Source organism: Halorhodospira halophila SL1 (assembly GCF_000015585.1).
GTDB lineage: Bacteria > Pseudomonadota > Gammaproteobacteria > Nitrococcales > Halorhodospiraceae > Halorhodospira > Halorhodospira halophila.
In genome coordinates this window covers 407,662-423,729 of sequence record NC_008789.1, presented here as the reverse complement: position 1 = coordinate 423,729, position 16,068 = coordinate 407,662, and the positions used below count along the sequence as shown (strand labels likewise).

Here is a 16,068-nt window from a genome sequence, read left to right as displayed (position 1 = left end):
AGCCAGGCGTGGGCCGACCAGGGCCATGTAGACATCGGCCACCATCAGGATGCGCGCCTCGTTGCCGATCGCCTCACCGGCCAGTCCTTCGTATGCTCGGCCCGAGCCGATCTTTGTGTCCGGCGCCCGGGGATGCAAGATGCCCGGAAACTGGTACCGTACCGCGCCGAACGGGGAGGGGGAATGGACTGGAGCGGTGGCTACGTCTCGGACATCAACTACATCAGCGGCTTCTATCGGGAGATCGCCCCGGGGTACCTGAGTTTCGTGGCCCGCCTGCGGGGCGAGCCGGCGCCGGATCCGGCCCGGCCGTTTCGCTACGCCGAGCTCGGCTGCGGCCAGGGGCTGGGGACCAACCTGCTCGCCGCCGCCAATCCCCACGCCGAGTTCGTCGGCATCGACTTCCTCCCCGGGCAGATCGCCAATGCCCGGGACCAGGCCGCAGCAGCCGGGTTGGGCAATGTCACCTTCCACGAGGCGAGCTTTGCCGAGGCCGCCGACTGGCCCGCTGCGGCGCTGGAACCCTTCGACTACATCACCTTGCACGGCATCTACGCTTGGGTCAGCCCGGCCAATCGGCAGGCCATTGTGCGCTTCATCGAGCGCTGGCTGAAGCCCGGAGGGCTGGTCTACGTCAGCTACAACGCCATGCCGGGGTGGGCCGGCGTGCTGCCCTTCCAGCGCCTGCTGCGCGAGCACGCCGCCCGCCACCCCGGCCGCAGCGACGAGCAGGTCCAGTCCGGGCTGGCCTTTCTGCAGCGGCTGCGTGAGGCGGGGCTGGCCTACTTCGACCGCCACCCGGCGGCCCCGGCCAAGCTTGACGGCCTCGGTGATATCGCCCGGGAGGCCACCTACCTGGCCCACGAGTACCTCAACAGCGCCGCGCAGCCGTTGTACTTCACCGACGTGGTCGCCGATCTGGCCCCGGCCAAGCTCGACTACGTCGGCTCAGCCGATCTGGTGGAGAACTACGACGTCCTGAGCCTCCCCGAGGCGGCCCGCGCGGCCTTGGAGGAGGTCGCCGACCCCCACTACCGCGAATTGTTGCGCGACTACGCGGTCAACCGGGTGTTCCGCCGTGACATCTTCATCAAGGGCAGTCGCCGCGGGACCACGGCACAGCAGGACGCGGCGCTGCTCGAGACGTCCCTGGCGCCGCTGCTCACCCGCTCCGAAATGACGCCGGTGTTCCACACCAACCTCGGCGAGCTGACCGGGCAGGCCCGGATCTATGAACCGTTGATGGACCGCCTCGCCCGCGGTACGACCACGCTGGGCGCCTTGCGCGAGGCCACCGGGATCGAATTGGCGGCCCTGATCCAGGCCTGCACCGTCCTCGTGGCCACCGGCCAGGCCCATCCGGCCCAGCCAGTCGCCGATGCGGGGCCCGCCCGGCGGCTGGCCAAGCTGCTGGCCGCCCGCATCCTCGACGATGAACCCCACGGCCATCTGCCCGCCCCGGCGATCGGCAGTGGCGTCGCCGCATCGGATACCGAGATCGTCGCCCTGAGTGCGCTGCTTGACGGGGTCCCGCCCCGCGCCCGGCGGCTGGCCGAGGCCGTCTGGGCGCGTTTCCGGCCCGTGGGGCGGCGCATGCTGCGGGACGGCGAGGTCCTCGAGTCCGAGCGGGAGAACCTGCGCGAGCTGCAACAGCGCGCTGGGGCCATCCTGCGCGAGCGACTGCCGGTCTGGCAGGGCCTGGGGTTGCTCGACGCCGGCGACGATCGGCGCAGCGGCTGAGGCCAGCAGCCGGCATCCCGCCGCACCGCCCCAATCGGGTGCACGCCGGTGGTATGGTGCTGCGGAGTTGAAACAGGTCGGTGGCAGCGCCGGCAGGGACCGTTATGAACCGATCCGAGCAGTCCGAGGCGCAGCGGCTGTACACCCGCATGTTCACCGAGCATGTCGCGGTTCAGCTGCTCATCGATCCCGAGACCGGCGCCATCCTCGACGCCAACCCCAGTGCCGTGCGCTTCTACGGGTACCCTCGGGAGGAGCTCTGCGGCATGCGGATCCAGCAGATCAATACCTTGGACGAGCCGCAAGTGCGCGCCGAAATGGCCCGCGCCCGGGCCGAGCAGCGGCGCTACTTCCGCTTCCAGCACCGCTTGTGCGGCGGCGAAGTCCGGGACGTCGAGGTCTACAGCGGGCCGCTGGAGCTCGCCGGACGGCAGTACCTTCACTCCATCATCCACGACATCACCGATACACGCCGCTATCAGCGCCGCCTGGAGGTCTTCCACGATCTATTCCGCTCCCTGCCGGTGGGCATCTACCGCAACACCCCCGGGCCTTCGGGGCGTTTCCTTGAGGTCAACCCGGCGATGGTCGAGCTCTTCGAGGCCGAGAGCGAGGCGCAGCTGCTGGCGACGCCGGTCGCGGCGCTCTACCGGGACCCGGAACGCCGGGCCGAGATCAGTGCCCTGATCGAGCGCGAAGGCTCCGTGAGCTGGGCGGAGCTCCAGGCCCGGACGCTGCGCGGTCGGCCGCTCTGGCTGCGGCTTTCAGTGCGGCGGGTGGAGGATGAGCACGGGCGGACGGTATTCGACGGCATGGTCGAGGATATCTCGGCCCACGTCCGCCTGCAGGGTGAGCGGGATCGCCTGCTCGAGGCCATCAACGAAGGGGTGTGCGGGCTCGATGACGCCGGGCGTTTCACCTTCCTCAACCCCGCCGCCCGGCAGTTGCTCGGGTTTGCCTCCGAGGAGGCCGCCCTCGGCCGGGAGGCCCACGCGCTGACGCACCATAGCCGTCCGGACGGCACCCCGTATCCGCTGGAGGAATGTCCGATTTTCCGGGTGCTGCGCAGCGGCGAGCCCTTGGAGGCGTGGCAGGACTACTTCTGGCGGACCGACGGCCGGGGCTTCGATGTGCTGGTTTACGCCGCCCCGCTGCGCGATGTGGAGGGCGGGATCACCGGCATTGTGCTCTCCTTCCAGGACATCAGCCGGCGCAGGCGCATCGAGCGCGAGCGCGATCAGATGCTGGAGATCCTCGACCACCACCCGCACCTGATCCAGCGCTTCCTGCCGGATACCACGCTGCTCTACGCCAACCGCATGGTGGCCGAGCTGTTCGGGATCCCGCCGCCGCAGATGGACGGCCGGCGCTGGATCGAGTGGCTCGGGCCGGAGGCGCGCGAGCAGCTGGAGGCCTTCCTGTGCCGCTTCACCCGGGCGGCGCCGGTGGGCACCGTGCAGCTCGCGGTGCTCGCCGCCACAGGGGAGCAGCGCCGGGTGCAGTGGACCTGCCAGGCCTTCTTCGATGAGGACGGACTGATCAGCCACTTCCAGGCCGTGGGCATCGACATCACCGAGCAGGTCGCGGCCGAGCGGGCGCGCGCCCAGGCCGACCGCGATCGACGAACCTTCCTCGCGGCGGTCAGCCACGATCTGCGCACGCCCCTCAATGCCATCTACGGCTTCACTGATTTGCTCCAGGCCACGGAGCTGACCCCGCAGCAGCGCGAATACCTCGGGTTGTGCCGTAGCGCCAGCGAGAAGCTGCTGGCACTGATCGACACCCTGCTCGATCTCTCGCGCATGGAGTCGGGGCGGCTGACCCTGCACGACGAGCCCTTCGAGCTGGCGGAGGTCGTGGAGCGCCAGGTGGCGGTGCTGCGGGCCGTCGCCGAGGAGGCCGGACTGCGCCTCACCGTCCGGGAGGCGCCGGGCACGCCGCAATGGGTGCGGGGCGACGCCACCCGCTTCGGCCAGGTCGTGCATAACCTGATCAGCAACGCCATCCAGTTCACCGAGCACGGCGAGGTGGTGCTGGAGGTGGCGCCCGAGGGCAGCGGTTGGCTCTACGTGGCGGTCCACGACACCGGGGTGGGGATCGCCCCGGAGGATCGGGAGCACATCTTCAAGGCGTTTGCCCAGGGGAACCCGTCGTTCCGGCGCCAGCCCGGCAACGGCCTGGGGCTGCGGATCTGCCAGGAGTTGGTGCGGCTGATGGGCGGGCGGTTGGAGATGACCAGCGAGCTGGGCAAGGGGTCCACCTTCTATTTCACGGCGCGTCTGCCCCGCGTGGAGCCGCCGCAGGCGGCGTTCGAGGCGACGCCCGAGCCCCACCGCACGACCCATCTGCGCGTCCTGGTGGCCGAGGATGACCCCACCAACGCCCTGCTCATCCAGGCGCAGCTGGAGCTCGCCGGGGTGACCCCGACCCTGGTGGAGGACGGCCGCCAGGCGGTGGACGCCTGGCAGGAGCAGGACTGGGACCTGGTGCTCATGGACGTACAAATGCCCGAGGTTGACGGTCCGGATGCGGTGCGCACCATTCGCGCCCGCGAGGCCGAGCGCGGCCGAGCCCGCACCCTGATCATCGCCCTGAGCGCCCACGCCGTCGATCAGGTCCGCGAGGAGTGCCTGGAAGCCGGCTGCGACGAGTACCTGACCAAGCCGGTGGACCGGCAACGGCTGGCGGCCCTGCTGGCCGGGATCGCCGGCCGCGACTGACCAGCTATCCCCCACCGCTGACCGCCAGGAAGCCCCCCACCACCAGCGGCAGGGTGGCCACGGCAGCGATGGTCTGCACGGTGAGGATCGAGGCCATGAGCGGCGCGTCGCCGCCGAGCTGGCGGGCGAGGATGTAGCACGAGGCGGAGGCCGGTACCCCGGCGAAGAGCACCAGCACCGCCCCGGTGGTCGAATCCAGGCCCGCCGCCAGGGCCACGGCGCCGACGCCGGCGGGCAGCAGCAGGAGCTTGATGGCCGATGCGGCGATGAGTAGCCGCGGGTGGCGCCCGATCTGTCCCCAGTACAGCCCGGCGCCCACCGCCATCAGGCCCAGGGGAAGGGCGGCCTGACCTAGGCCGTCGAGGAAGGCGGCCGCCGGTGTGGGCAGATTCAGAGGCAGCAGGCTGAGTGTGACCCCGACCAGACAAGCGAGAACCAGCGGGTTGCGCCCCAGGCTACCCCAAAAGCCCGGTGCCCGCTGCCCGGTCCTGCGGCCATAGCGGATCAGCGCGGCGACGGCCAGCAGGTTCACCAGCGGGACGAGTACGGCCAGGCTGATCGCCGCCAGGGTGACGCCCTCAGCGCCGAACAGCGCCGCCGCGGTGGCTAGGCCCACGTAGGTGTTGGGCCGGAAGGTACCCTGTAGGGCCGAGGTGAACCCCGGGCCGTCCGGCTCGAGCAGCGGCCGGGCGAGGAACAGCAGGGCGCCGGCGATGGCCACGCCGCCGGCAAGGATGGCCACCACCGGCAGCAGCGGCATCTCGCGCAGGGGCGCCTCGGCCAAGCGCACCACCAGCAGCGCCGGCAGGGCGAAGTAGTAGGTCAGCCGTTCCGCCCCGTCCCAGAACAGGGGCGGAACGACCTCATGGCGGCGTAGCAGGTGGCCCAGGGCGATGAGCCCGAAGACCGCCGCCAGGGCGCTGACCAGGGCGCCCGCCACGCCCGGCTACCCGCCCTGGCTCGGCACCAGCGGCTGGCGCGAGGCGAAGCGGTACTGCCAGGCCATCAGCACGGCGCCCAGGGCGATGCCGGCCAGGTCACTGTAGATTCCGCCGTAGATCATCGAGATCGCGCCGGCGAGCAGCACACCGCGCAGCAGCCACGGTACGTGGCCGAAGAGCCAGCCCTGCACCGCGGCAGCCAGCAGAAAGATGCCCACCGAAGCCGTCACCCCGACCCGGGCGATCTCCGTCCACGTACCCTCGCCGAGTATCGCCGGACTGTAGAAAAACATGAACGGCACGATAAACGCAGCCAGCCCGATCTTGAACGCCGTCACCGCAGTGCGCAGCGGGTCGGTGCCGGCGATGCCGGCGGCGGCGTAGGCGGCCAGCGCCACCGGCGGGGTGATTGCCGAGATGACTGCGTAGTAGAAGACGAAGAAGTGGGCGACCAGCGGCTCCACACCGAGCTGCTGCAGCCCGGGGGCCACCACGGAGGCCGCCACCGCGTAGGCGGCCGTGGTCGGCATGCCCATGCCGAGCATGATCGAGATGCACATGGCGAAGAACATCGCCAGCAGCATGGAGGCGTCCGCCACGCCCAGCAGCATCGACGAGAAGCGCGTGCCCACCCCGGTGAGGCTGATCACACCGACGATGATCCCGGCACAGGCGCACACCGCCACCAGCGGGATGACCATGCGCCCGCCCATCTCCAGGGCGCGGAGGATGCGGCGGATGCCCATCGCCTCCGGGGTCAGCCAGCTGACCACCACCGCCGAGATCATCGCCACGGTCCCGGCGCGGATCACCGAGTAGCCCTGGAACAGGGTGAAGATCAGCACCAGGATGGGAATGAACAGATAGACCTGCCGCAGCATCCGCCCCAATGCGGGCAGCTGGGCCCGGGGCAGGCCGCGCATGCCCATCTTGGCCGCCTCGTTGTCGACCATGAAGTAGACCGACAGGAAGTAGAGCGCGGCCGGCAGGATGGCGGCGGCGACGATCTCCACGTACGGGATGCCGGTGATCTCCGCCATGATGAACGCCCCGGCGCCCATGATCGGCGGCACCAGCTGTCCGCCGGTGGAGGCCGTCGCCTCGATGGCGCCGGCGCTCTTCGCCGGGTAGCCCACCTTGCGCATCAGCGGGATGGTCAGGCTGCCGGTGGCCACCACGTTGCCGGCGGAGGTGCCGTTGATCATCCCCATCAGCCCGGAGGCGAAGATCGACACCTTGGCCGGACCGCCGCGGGCCCAGCCGGCCACCGCGAAGGCGAAGTTGACGAAGTAGTCCCCCACCCGGGAGACCTGCAGGAAGGCGGCGAAGGTGATGAACAGGATGATGTAGGTCGAGGAGACCGCAGTGGTTGGCCCGAGGATCCCGCTATCGGTGTAGAGGTAGGTGAAGAAGCGCGTGAACGAGTAGCCGCGGTGCTCCAGGAAGCCGGGCAGCCACGGCCCGACGAAGGAGTAAACCAGGAAGACGCCGGTGATGATCACCAGCGCCAGGCCGGCGATCCGTCGGGTCAGCTCCAGGATCAGCAGCACGCCGGCCGCCGAGATCCACAGCTCCTGCTCCCCGGCGAAGGGGGTCCCGGCGGCCATCTGCCAGCGGCCCAGCGCCATGACGATGTAGGCGCCGACCATCAGCGCGCCGAAGCCGAGGATCCAGTCCGGCCAGTGGACGCGGTTGTCCGGGCTGCGCAGGAACCAGCCGGCCAGGGTGGCGACGGCCACGCTGGCGAACAGGGTGTAGCCGAACTGCTTGGCCAGCCACGGCGGCAGCTGCGTGGAGGAGATCCCGTCCACCTCCAGCAGGTAGCCGACGTAGGCGAGGGCGCCCAGGGCCCAGAGCATCAGGGCCGTGGAGGCGAGCAGAATCAGCCACTGAAGGACGCCCATCGGTGCCGCCGGGGCGTTGCGGTCCAGGGTCCGCGCGGAGGTCAGCGCGAAGCCGATGAACAGGCCGCCGGCGATGTGCAGGATCCGGAAGGTCCAGGTCTCCAGCGGGGCGACGTTCAGGGTGAAGATATGGAATGCCGTGTAGAGCGCACACGCCCAGAAGAACAGCTGCTTCTGCCAGCCGGTTAGGGCGCGCTCGTTGGCGCCGAGGGGAATCTCCGTTTCGCCCTGGGCTTCGATCGTTGAATCCGCGGTGGTGGATCGATCGCTCATCGATGGGGATGCCTCGGCGTCGGTGAGACCGGTGCGGGGCCTGCTACGGGGCAAGCCCCCTGACACAACCCGCCCCCGGTCGCAGGCGTGCGGCGCGGGGGCGGGGGATCAATGGGCTGTCCTGCTTGGGATCAGCCGCGCAGGTCTTCGGAGATCTCGTAGCCGTTCTCCTCGAACCAGCGCACGGCGCCCGGGTGCCAGGGCATCCAGTCGTTGAACTCGTGGTTCTCCGGCAGGGTCTCGCGGGCGGCCCGGTGGATGTCCATCATCCGGTCGTGGTTCTCCATGACCGCCTTGGTCACCTCGTAGACCAGCGACTCGGGCATGTCCTGGTGGGTGATGGCGAAGTTCCAGATGGAGATCGCCGGCGTATCCTCATCCAGGGAGCCGTACAGGTCCGCCTCGATGTCCGCCGGTGCCAGGGCCGGGAAGGCCTCCAGCAGCTGCTCCTGCTGCGCCTCGGTGACCGAGAAGATGTTGGTGTCGATCTCCGCCTCGAGCTGCGAGAACGCCGAGATCGGGGTGCCCGCGGCGAAGGCGAAGGCGTCGATCAGCCCGTCCTGCAGCTGCCCGGCGAGGTCCGAGGCGCCGCCGTTGCGCACGCGCACATCGATGCCCAGCTCATCGAAGAACTGCGGGAAGTACATGTCGGCGGTGCCGCCGGACGGCCCCACCCCGACGCGCTTGCCTTCCAGATCCTCCATGGAGGTGAGGTCATCGCCCTCGCGGGTGATGATGTGGAAGGTGGTCTGGTACATCGGGAAGACCGCGCGGATGTTCTTGTGCTCCATGCCGGGGGCGAGTTCGCTCTCGCCGTCCCAGGCGGCGCGGGCCGGCCCCATGGTCACCAGGCCGAACTCGTGGTCGCCGGTCTCCACCAGGGTGGCGTTCTGCACCGGCCCGCCAGTGACCTCGCCGCCGGCGCGGACGTCGAGCATACCGGCGACCATATCGGCCCAGCCGCTGCCGTAGATGTAGTAGGTGCCGCCCTGGCTGGCGGTGCCCACGGTGAAGCTGCGCGGCCAGTCGTCGCGGTCGGCCAGGGCCGGCGCCGAGAGCGCCAGCGCCGAGGTGGCGCAGATGGCAATGTTCCAGGTCTTGATTCTCATTTTTCGTGCTCCTCCTCCAGAGCCCGGGGAAGCCCTTTGGCGGGCGTGGCGCTACTATTGATAATCCGCACCCACGACCCGGGTGCAGTGCGCTTTATCGCAAGGGGGCGCGCGGTTGTCAATTCCCCATCCGCGTGCCGCGGGGGTGTGCCGCCCCCGCTGGTGGCCCTGGTCAGGGTGTGGCCAATGGCCGGAGAGGCGCGTCGAAACGCGGGTTGCGGCATTTCTCCGCAGGGTTTTCCACAGGTTTTGTGAACAGCTGATTCCCGACTACCTTGAATGGGGGAACTAGCCCAAAAGAACCAATAAAGAGGAGACCGGCGATGAGCGACAACGATCAGGACCGCAAGGACGAGCACGTGGAGGATATGAAGGCGCGCCTGGCCGAGTGGCAGGAACAGATCGACCGCGTCCGTGCGCAGGCCGAGGAGGCCGGCGAGGAGATGCGCGAGCGCTATCAGGAGCAGCTCAAGGAGCTGGAGGAGAAGTACGAGGAGGGCAAACAGCGGCTGCGCCAGATGCAGGACGCCAGTGAGGAGGCCTTCCGTGACATGCGCGAGGGCTCGGAGTCGGCGTGGGAGGCCATGACGCGGGCCTTCCGTGAGGCTGTCAATCGCTTCCGGCAGTAAGCCTCACCCGGGCGGGCCCGCTCGGGTCCGTCCGTCCACCTGCAACGCCCGGTCCGTCGCGCCGGCCGTAGCGTCTGACGCTGGCCGGCGGCGCCGGGCGGGTGGTCCTCTTTCTGAGCAGTACTCGATCCCGATCAGTACTTGCGGGGCGCCGGCGACAGGCCTTGGGCCTGGCAGTCGCGGCAAATGCACAGATGCTCGGCGGTGACGCCGGCCCCCTGCAACCGCCGATAGACCGCTGCCTGGCTGCCGCGCAGCGTCACCGCGGCCTGACAGCGCGGGCAGGCGACCGCCACCTCCGCCGTCTGCTGCTCCGTGGCCACCTGCTCCGCGGCGCTGATGCGCGCCGTATCCGCCGCCGTGGGGGCCCGATGGGCGCCCGCCGTCTGCGGTGCCGGGAGGCGGGCGTGGTCGGCATCGGCGACGTGGCGGGTGATCTCGGCCAGGGCCAGGTAGAGCGCCGCGGCCGGCTGGTGGGGGAGTTCGGCCTTGAGCTGGCCGATCAGCCGCGGCAGCCATGGGGTGACGTAGCGCTCCAGGAAGTTGCGCAGCTGGCGTGTTGTCTCCGCCTCGGTGGGCTGGGCCCACAGGTAGGCGACGAACTCCAGCTGAGCGGCCAGGTGGTCCGGCAGATCCCGGAAGGATTCGGCTCGATCCAGGCCGTGGCGCTGGTAGCAGGCGCGGATGGCCTGGACCACAGCGCCATTGATCGCCCCCTCGAGCTGCAGGCCTGCGTTGAGGGGGGCCCGGTAGGGCGGGTTCAGGAACAGGGCCGTGTAGCCGCGTCTGAGCGTGGCGGTGTCGGGGAGCGCCCGGGCCGCCCGGCGCAGGGTGGCGATCCGTTCGCCGCCGGGGTCGTCTGCGCCGAGCAGCGCCTCCAGATCCGCCGGCAGATCCTCGGCGAGGGCCGGCAGGAACCCCTCGGCGTGCGGGGTCACGAAGGCCCGCGACAGGCAGAGGTAGAGTTCCGCGCGTTCCGTGGTGGAATCCGTCGTGGCCATGCAGTACTCCCGCAGGTTCGGGGTGGCCCCGCCGCAGGCGGGGCCACCATCGGGGGTTACGCCCCGCGGCCCCGGTCGGGCCCGGCGGATCGCAGCAGCCGGTCCCCCAGGCCGTAGAAGATCAGCGCCGTGAACACCCCCACCAGCACGATGCCCCACTCGACCGCATTGGGACTGTACTCGATGAAGCCGGGGATCCAGGTGCCCTTGAGCAGCGGCACCATCTGGCCGCCGATGGTCAGCTCATAGCGGGCGATGAACAGGCCGATCAGGGCCAGCGCCCCGGCGGTGACCTGCGCCCACGGCTGGCTGCGCCAGGCCGCGCGGGCCATGAGCACCAGCGGGGCCACCAGGCCGAGGACGATCTCGATCCAGAACAGCGGGCTGCGCAAGAACTCCTGGTAGACGACCTGCACCCCCGCCGTCGGTGCCCACAGCCCGCCGATGATCCGCGCCAGCAGAACCGCCGCGTAGGCGGCCAGTGCCAGGGCGAAGGCGGCCGGCAGGTAGGCCTGGATGGAGCGCCACTCGGCGCCGTCGGCCTCGGAGCCGCGGAAGCGCCGCACGCTCTGGGCGGCGATCAGGGTGACTGCCAGGCCGCTGGCCACCGCACCGACGAAGAAGTAGAGCGGCGTGCCCATGCCGTACCAGACCGGGCGGAAGGCGAACATCCCGTAGGCCAGCCCCTGGGTGCCGATTGCGGCCAGGCCGGCGACCACGATGCCGACCGCCAGGCGCCGGGTCACCGGATCCTGGCTGCCGGCGGTGTGCAGCCGTACCAGGATGGCGATCACCAGCACCATGTAGGCGGTCCAGGCCAGGCCCATCCACACCAGGGGCGAGCGCAGCTGCACCCCGGTGGGGATGGCCCAGAGCGAGCGCAGGGCGTTGCCGAGCTCCAGGTTGAGGACGAAGATCGCCCCCACCGAGAGGCCCAGGGCCAGGGCGAAGAGCCGCGGCGTCATCCGATGCCACTCGGTGCGCCCGGAGAGCAGCGCGGTGGCCGCGGCCAGGCTGACCCCCATGGAGGTCAGCGCCAGGAAGGCGTAGCCGGCCACCGGCAGCCCCCAGATCATGTCGCTGCCCATGGCCATGGCCTGTCCACCCTCGGTCAGGACCGGCAGAGCCAGGGCGCAGGCGATGATCAGGCCGACGATGCCGACGGCCAGGGTGGCGTAGGGGACGAGGTTCGAAGTCCGGGCCGGGGTGCCCCCGGCCTGCTCAGCGGTGATGCTCATGATCCTGCCTCCTCAGCGCAGCCGTGCGCGGTCACGAGGACCGGTCGTCGTGTTCGAATTGCGGATCGAACGTCGGCACGGTGCCGTGTTCGCCCAGGTAGTAGACCTGCGGTCGGTTGCCGGTCTCTTCCTTGATGCGCGTGCCGCGCTTGTCGGCGATCAGTCGGTTGACCTGGCTCTCGGGGTTGTCGAGGTCGCCGAAGTAGCGCGCCTTGGGCGGACAGGTGCGGACGCAGGCCGGCACGTACTCGACCAGCTCCGGGTTGTCCTCGTCCAGGTCGGCGACGCCCTCCGGGGCCTGCGAGATGCGGTGGTAGCAGAAGGTGCACTTGGAAACCACGCCCTTGGGCTGAATGCCCACGCCGGTGCGGTGGTCCTGGTTCGGCCCCTGGTAGGGCGGGCTCCAGATCTGCCCGTCCTCGCCGGGGTGGACCTCGCGCAGATCCGGCTCGATGAGCGGCTTCTCGTCGGCGTAGAAGCGCACCCCGTAGGGGCAGGCGATCATGCAGTACTTGCAGCCGATGCACCGGTCCCAGTCCACCAGCACCACCCCGTCTTCGGTCTTGTAGGTTGCCCGGGTGGGGCAGACGTAGACGCAGGTGGGGTTCTCGCACTGCATGCAGGGCCGCGGGAACCACTTGATCGAGGTGTGCGGATAGCGTCCTTCGTTGTAGAACAGTACGTCCTGCCAGGACTCGCCGGGCAGGGTGTTGTTCTCCATGGCGCAGGCCGTGGTGCAGGCCTGGCAGCCGGTGCACTTGTCGAGGTCGATGACCATTCCCCATTTCGGCATGATGACTCCTCCTCAGCGCGGCCCTAGGCGCGCTCGACGCGGACCTTGGTGGTGTAGTAGCTGGCCAGGCCCGAGATGCGGTCGGACTGGTTGACGGTCACCTCGCCGGAGTGGCCGGGCTTGCGTCCCTCGGCCCAGCGCCCCTGGGCCCAGTGGCCGTGCTCCATGGGCAGGCAGACCGTGTCCGGTCGGGTGCCCTCGAACAGCCGGGCGTAGGCCTCGATCTCGCCCACGTCGCTGACGATGCGGACCCGGTCGCCGCTGCGGATGCCCCGCTCGCGGGCGGTGCGCGGGTGGATCTCGAGATAGACCGTGGTCCGTCCACCCATCACCGGCTGCACGTGGGCGATGGCGTGGGGGATATTGGCGCCGCGCCCCTCGGCGTGGAGCGCCGTCTTCGGGGTCGAGAAGTAGAGGTCCCCGCCGCCGGGGTGGTCGGGATCGACCCACTGGATCAGGCCGGCACGCTCGTGGTCGATGCCGAACTCCGAGGCCACGAAGTCCGCGTGCTCCTGGAGCTTCTCGGAGAAGAACTCGAACCGCCCGGAGGGGGTTGGCATCAGCTTGTCGGCCACTTCCTCGGCGGACATCTCGTGGGTGTAGTCGCCGTCGTCCTCCACCCACTCATAGAAGACGCCGCGCTCCTGCTTCCAGTGGTAGGGCTTCTTGTACCAGACGCCCTTCGCCTTCCAGCTCTCGAAATCCTCGACGCCGTTGTCCCCGGGGTGGTCCCGGAACCCTTCGGCCAGGTGGCGGAGCAGGTTCTCGGTATCGCCCACCGCCTGCCAGTACTCGCCGGCAGGTCCGTCGAGGCGCTTGCCGATCTCGATGAGGATGTCGCCGAAGACCTTGGTGTCGTAGAGCGGCTCCACCGCCGGGGTGCGCAGAGCGGTCATCGGGTACCCCTCGAAGGGGTAGGTGGGGGCGTCCTGCAGCCGCTCCAGGTAGGTGTGGTCGGGAAGGATCAGGTCGGCGTACCGGGCCGTCTCGCCGGGGAAGGGGGAGGTATCGATGATGAAGACATCCTTCAGGGCCTCTTCCCAGGCGGTGGCATCGGGCGCCGTCCAGATCGGGTTGTTGAGGTAGAACAGGATGGTGTCGAGCTTGTACGGCTCGCCGGCGGCGTGGTTGGGCCCGACCTCCTGCATCATGTTCCGCGCCAGCGGCCAGCGATCGGTGCCGAGTTTATCGATGCGCGGGATCTCGCCCTCATCGAAGCGTTCCTGCATACGCCCGGCGTAGTCGTCCAGGTAATCGTCCGGGTCGGCGGGGCCGTCGCCGTAGGGCACGTCCATCTGATAGAACAGACCGCCCTCGGTGAACAGCGTCCCGGCCAGGGCGTTCAGCGCGTGGATGGCCATGCCGTTGTAGGTGCCGTTGGAGTGCGAGGTGGGGCCGCGCTCCATGATGGCCATGGCCGGACGGGTGGTGCCGAACTCGTAGGCCACCCGGCGGATGGTCTCGGCCGGTACCGTGGTGATCGACTCCGCCCACTCCGGCGTGCGGTCCTTGAGCTCGTCGTTCCACCAGCGGATGAGCCCCTGGGTCCAGACCTCCTCGAAGTCGTCGGGGTCGATTTCGGTGCCGGCCTCGAAGCGGTTGGCGCCGTCGGTGAAGTCGCCGACGAAGTCGCGGTCCCAGTAGCCGTTGACCAGCATCTCGTGGGCGATGGCCAGGGCCATGGCGCCGTCGGTGGCCGGCTTGATGGTCACCGCCCGGTCGGCGGCGGCCAGAGTGGGGTTCATGTGCACATCCACCGCGGTGACCCGGGTCTTCGGGCTCTTGGTGCGCATGTGCCCCCACACCTGCATGAGGTAGTTGTAGGGGCGGAACGCCTCCAGGAAGCCGGCACCGAAGTTGAGGATGTAGTTGGTGTTGCGGTAGTCGTAGGCGTTGTACGACTCGTTGCCGTCGGTCAGGCCCTTGGCGACCATCGAGCCGTCGGAGCACATCGACGAGTGACCGATGACGTTGGGGGTGCCGTAGAGCTTGGCGAACGGCCCCAGCAGGCCGGCGCAGGACGCCCCCCAGCCGCGCCCGTACATCAGCGCGAAGCGGTGCGACTCTTCCTGTTCGCGCAGCCGATTGAGCCGCTCGGCGACGATCCCCAGGGCCTCGTCCCAGGAGATGGCCTCGAACTGCGGATCCTCGTCCCGGCCTTTGTTCGGGTTGGTGCGCTTCATCGGCCCCTTGAAGCGGTCCGGATCGTAAAGGATGTAGCTGCCCAGGTGGCCCTTGGGGCAGAGGCGGCCGTTGGCGATGGGGTTGCCGGGGTCGCCGTAGATGGCGTGGACGCGGCCGTCGGTGGTGTAGACATCGATCCCGCAGCGGGCGGGGCACTGGTGGCAGACGTTCTTGGTGATCTGCGTCTCGCCGCCGCCAACGGGGCCGTCGGCCCGGGCGTGGCTGCCGCCGGCGCTGAAGCTGAGCAGGTGGCCGACGCCCCCGGCGGCGACAGCCCCGCCGCCGACGCCGGTGGCCTGCAGGAATCGCCGGCGCGAGACTAGGTGATCCAGTACGCTCATGCGCTCTCCTCCTGTGGATCGGTTGCGTCGCTGCCGCGCCCCGGGCGAGGCGGGCGGAATCGCTGGGCGGCGTCCCGGGCGAACTCCCGGGACTTGCGGCACGCCGGGCAGAGCGCCTCGTCTGCCGCGGCCGGGAAGGTGCGTTGGCAGTCGGCGCAGGGGCGCTGCGCATGCCGGGTCAGCGGATGCGGCGCCGGGGCGCCGCCCGTCGCGGTGACGGTGAGGGCCTGTTCGGGGCAGGCCTGCTGGCAGAGTTGGCAGGCGATGCACGCGGCCGGGTCGAAATCCAGCCCGCTGCCGTCGGCCTCCTCGCCCCGGTGGAGGGCCCCGGTGGGGCAGAGTGCGGCGCAGACGCCGTGATCCTGGCAGCCACCGTGGATGGTCACCCGGGGGGTGAGCGCCGGGGGTGGCGTGACGCCGAGCGCCGCCAGGGCGTTGAGCATCCGGGTACGCGGTCGGGGCGTGATCTTGTGGCGCAGCGGGGCGGTGTGCGCGGGGGTGGCGTCGTCGTCCAGGACCCGGGCGGTGGCGCCGGCCTGGCCGGCCAGACGGCGCAGCAGGTCGCGGCGGCTCACCGGCGCCTCGTCGGCAACCCCGGGCAGCGGGGCCTGCGCGCGGGCGGAAGGGAGCGGGGCGGTCTCGATGCGGGGCTGAAGGGCTTCGGCGGGCCGGCCCCCGGCCAGCAGATCAGCCGCCTGCTCGATGGCCCGCTGGGCCGGGTGTTCGGGGCCGCCCAGCGGGCAGTCGGCGCACCAGCCCCGATCCAGCAGCACGGGCCCCCGGCCGCCGCCGGCGGTATGGAGCTCGAGCAGATCGGCGGCGCCGAGCCCGCCCAGGCAAGGCACCCGGACGTCCGCGGCGTCCGTCCGATCGACCCGGTAGCAATCGAGCCGCGCCGGCGCGTCGTCGGCCACCGCCACGCCGAAGCCCGGTACCTGCAGGGCGCCCGTGGGGCAGGCCGCGACACACTGCCCGCAGCTCAGGCAGTGGTCCGTAAGCTGCGCCGGGCCGTTCGCCAGGTGCAGGGCCTCCACCGGACACGCCCGGGCGCAGGCCTGACACGCGGACAGCGGGGTGCGCCGGGGCAGGCAGGCCTCCGGGCGGAACGCCAGCCTGCCGATTTCCGGGCGCAGCACCCGGAAACCGCCCGCACCGCCGTGGGGCCGCTCGGGCATCCTCTCCTCCTGCGTTCACC

General features: G+C 70.2%; 11 protein-coding genes. 3 read left to right on the top strand and 8 right to left on the bottom strand.

Going from position 1 to position 16,068, the window contains the following annotated elements; genetic code table 11:
• The first annotated feature begins 183 nt into the window (after nt 1-183).
• Together HHAL_RS01855 and HHAL_RS12430 are read left to right on the top strand one after the other, a co-directional pair.
• A complete protein-coding gene (locus HHAL_RS01855) occupies nt 184-1,740 on the top strand; it encodes a class I SAM-dependent methyltransferase (protein ID WP_011813179.1) in 1,557 nt (518 codons plus the stop codon).
• Between the two features lie 104 nt (nt 1,741-1,844).
• Entirely contained in the window at nt 1,845-4,460 is a 2,616-nt protein-coding gene (locus HHAL_RS12430; protein WP_011813178.1) for a hybrid sensor histidine kinase/response regulator, read from the top strand.
• A gap of 4 nt (nt 4,461-4,464) precedes the next feature.
• On the opposite strand, the gene HHAL_RS01845 is transcribed toward HHAL_RS12430, so the two are convergent.
• The 3 genes from HHAL_RS01845 to HHAL_RS01835 form a co-directional block, all read right to left on the bottom strand.
• Nucleotides 4,465-5,400: an AEC family transporter gene (locus HHAL_RS01845; protein WP_011813177.1), complete on the bottom strand. Its 936-nt coding sequence runs from the start codon at nt 5,398-5,400 to the stop codon at nt 4,465-4,467.
• A gap of 6 nt (nt 5,401-5,406) precedes the next feature.
• Nucleotides 5,407-7,578, bottom strand: coding sequence for a TRAP transporter permease (locus HHAL_RS01840; protein ID WP_011813176.1), 2,172 nt, complete (start codon nt 7,576-7,578; stop codon nt 5,407-5,409).
• A 131-nt stretch (nt 7,579-7,709) separates the two neighbouring features.
• Nucleotides 7,710-8,687 carry a TAXI family TRAP transporter solute-binding subunit gene (locus tag HHAL_RS01835; RefSeq protein WP_011813175.1) on the bottom strand — a complete coding sequence of 326 codons (978 nt, stop codon included), beginning with the start codon at nt 8,685-8,687 and terminating at the stop codon, nt 7,710-7,712.
• A 323-nt stretch (nt 8,688-9,010) separates the two neighbouring features.
• Between HHAL_RS01835 and HHAL_RS01830 the strand changes: the two genes are divergently transcribed.
• Entirely contained in the window at nt 9,011-9,316 is a 306-nt protein-coding gene (locus tag HHAL_RS01830; protein ID WP_011813174.1) for a sll1863 family stress response protein, read from the top strand.
• Between the two features lie 134 nt (nt 9,317-9,450).
• Here the strand turns inward: HHAL_RS01830 and HHAL_RS01825 are convergent, their stop codons facing one another.
• Genes HHAL_RS01825 through HHAL_RS01805 form a run of 5 tightly spaced genes read right to left on the bottom strand, consistent with a single transcriptional unit; the run spans nt 9,451 to nt 16,048 of the window.
• Entirely contained in the window at nt 9,451-10,317 is an 867-nt protein-coding gene (locus HHAL_RS01825; RefSeq protein ID WP_011813173.1) for a TorD/DmsD family molecular chaperone, read from the bottom strand.
• 56 nt (nt 10,318-10,373) lie between these two features.
• The gene (gene nrfD, locus HHAL_RS01820) at nt 10,374-11,555 is read right to left on the bottom strand and encodes an NrfD/PsrC family molybdoenzyme membrane anchor subunit (protein WP_011813172.1); all 1,182 of its coding nucleotides are present in this window, start codon (nt 11,553-11,555) and stop codon (nt 10,374-10,376) included.
• A gap of 31 nt (nt 11,556-11,586) precedes the next feature.
• A complete protein-coding gene (locus tag HHAL_RS01815) occupies nt 11,587-12,348 on the bottom strand; it encodes a 4Fe-4S dicluster domain-containing protein (protein ID WP_011813171.1) in 762 nt (253 codons plus the stop codon).
• A 23-nt stretch (nt 12,349-12,371) separates the two neighbouring features.
• A complete protein-coding gene (locus HHAL_RS01810; protein WP_011813170.1) occupies nt 12,372-14,873 on the bottom strand; it encodes a molybdopterin-dependent oxidoreductase in 2,502 nt (833 codons plus the stop codon).
• The gene (locus tag HHAL_RS01805) at nt 14,870-16,048 is read right to left on the bottom strand and encodes a 4Fe-4S binding protein (RefSeq protein WP_011813169.1); all 1,179 of its coding nucleotides are present in this window, start codon (nt 16,046-16,048) and stop codon (nt 14,870-14,872) included. The genes HHAL_RS01810 and HHAL_RS01805 overlap by 4 nt, the downstream gene beginning before the upstream one ends.
• Between the last annotated feature and the right edge of the window lie 20 nt (nt 16,049-16,068).

What these genes read in the sequence shown, in the direction of transcription:
- HHAL_RS01815 (WP_011813171.1), bottom strand. Translation starts at nt 12,348, where the DNA reads ATGCCGAAATGGGGAATGGTCATCGACCTCGACAAGTGCACCGGCTGC.
- HHAL_RS01855 (WP_011813179.1), top strand. Translation starts at nt 184, where the DNA reads ATGGACTGGAGCGGTGGCTACGTCTCGGACATCAACTACATCAGCGGC.
- HHAL_RS01805 (WP_011813169.1), bottom strand. Translation starts at nt 16,048, where the DNA reads ATGCCCGAGCGGCCCCACGGCGGTGCGGGCGGTTTCCGGGTGCTGCGC.
- HHAL_RS01835 (WP_011813175.1), bottom strand. Translation starts at nt 8,687, where the DNA reads ATGAGAATCAAGACCTGGAACATTGCCATCTGCGCCACCTCGGCGCTG.
- HHAL_RS01825 (WP_011813173.1), bottom strand. Translation starts at nt 10,317, where the DNA reads ATGGCCACGACGGATTCCACCACGGAACGCGCGGAACTCTACCTCTGC.
- nrfD (WP_011813172.1), bottom strand. Translation starts at nt 11,555, where the DNA reads ATGAGCATCACCGCTGAGCAGGCCGGGGGCACCCCGGCCCGGACTTCG.
- HHAL_RS01830 (WP_011813174.1), top strand. Translation starts at nt 9,011, where the DNA reads ATGAGCGACAACGATCAGGACCGCAAGGACGAGCACGTGGAGGATATG.
- HHAL_RS01810 (WP_011813170.1), bottom strand. Translation starts at nt 14,873, where the DNA reads ATGAGCGTACTGGATCACCTAGTCTCGCGCCGGCGATTCCTGCAGGCC.
- HHAL_RS12430 (WP_011813178.1), top strand. Translation starts at nt 1,845, where the DNA reads ATGAACCGATCCGAGCAGTCCGAGGCGCAGCGGCTGTACACCCGCATG.
- HHAL_RS01840 (WP_011813176.1), bottom strand. Translation starts at nt 7,578, where the DNA reads ATGAGCGATCGATCCACCACCGCGGATTCAACGATCGAAGCCCAGGGC.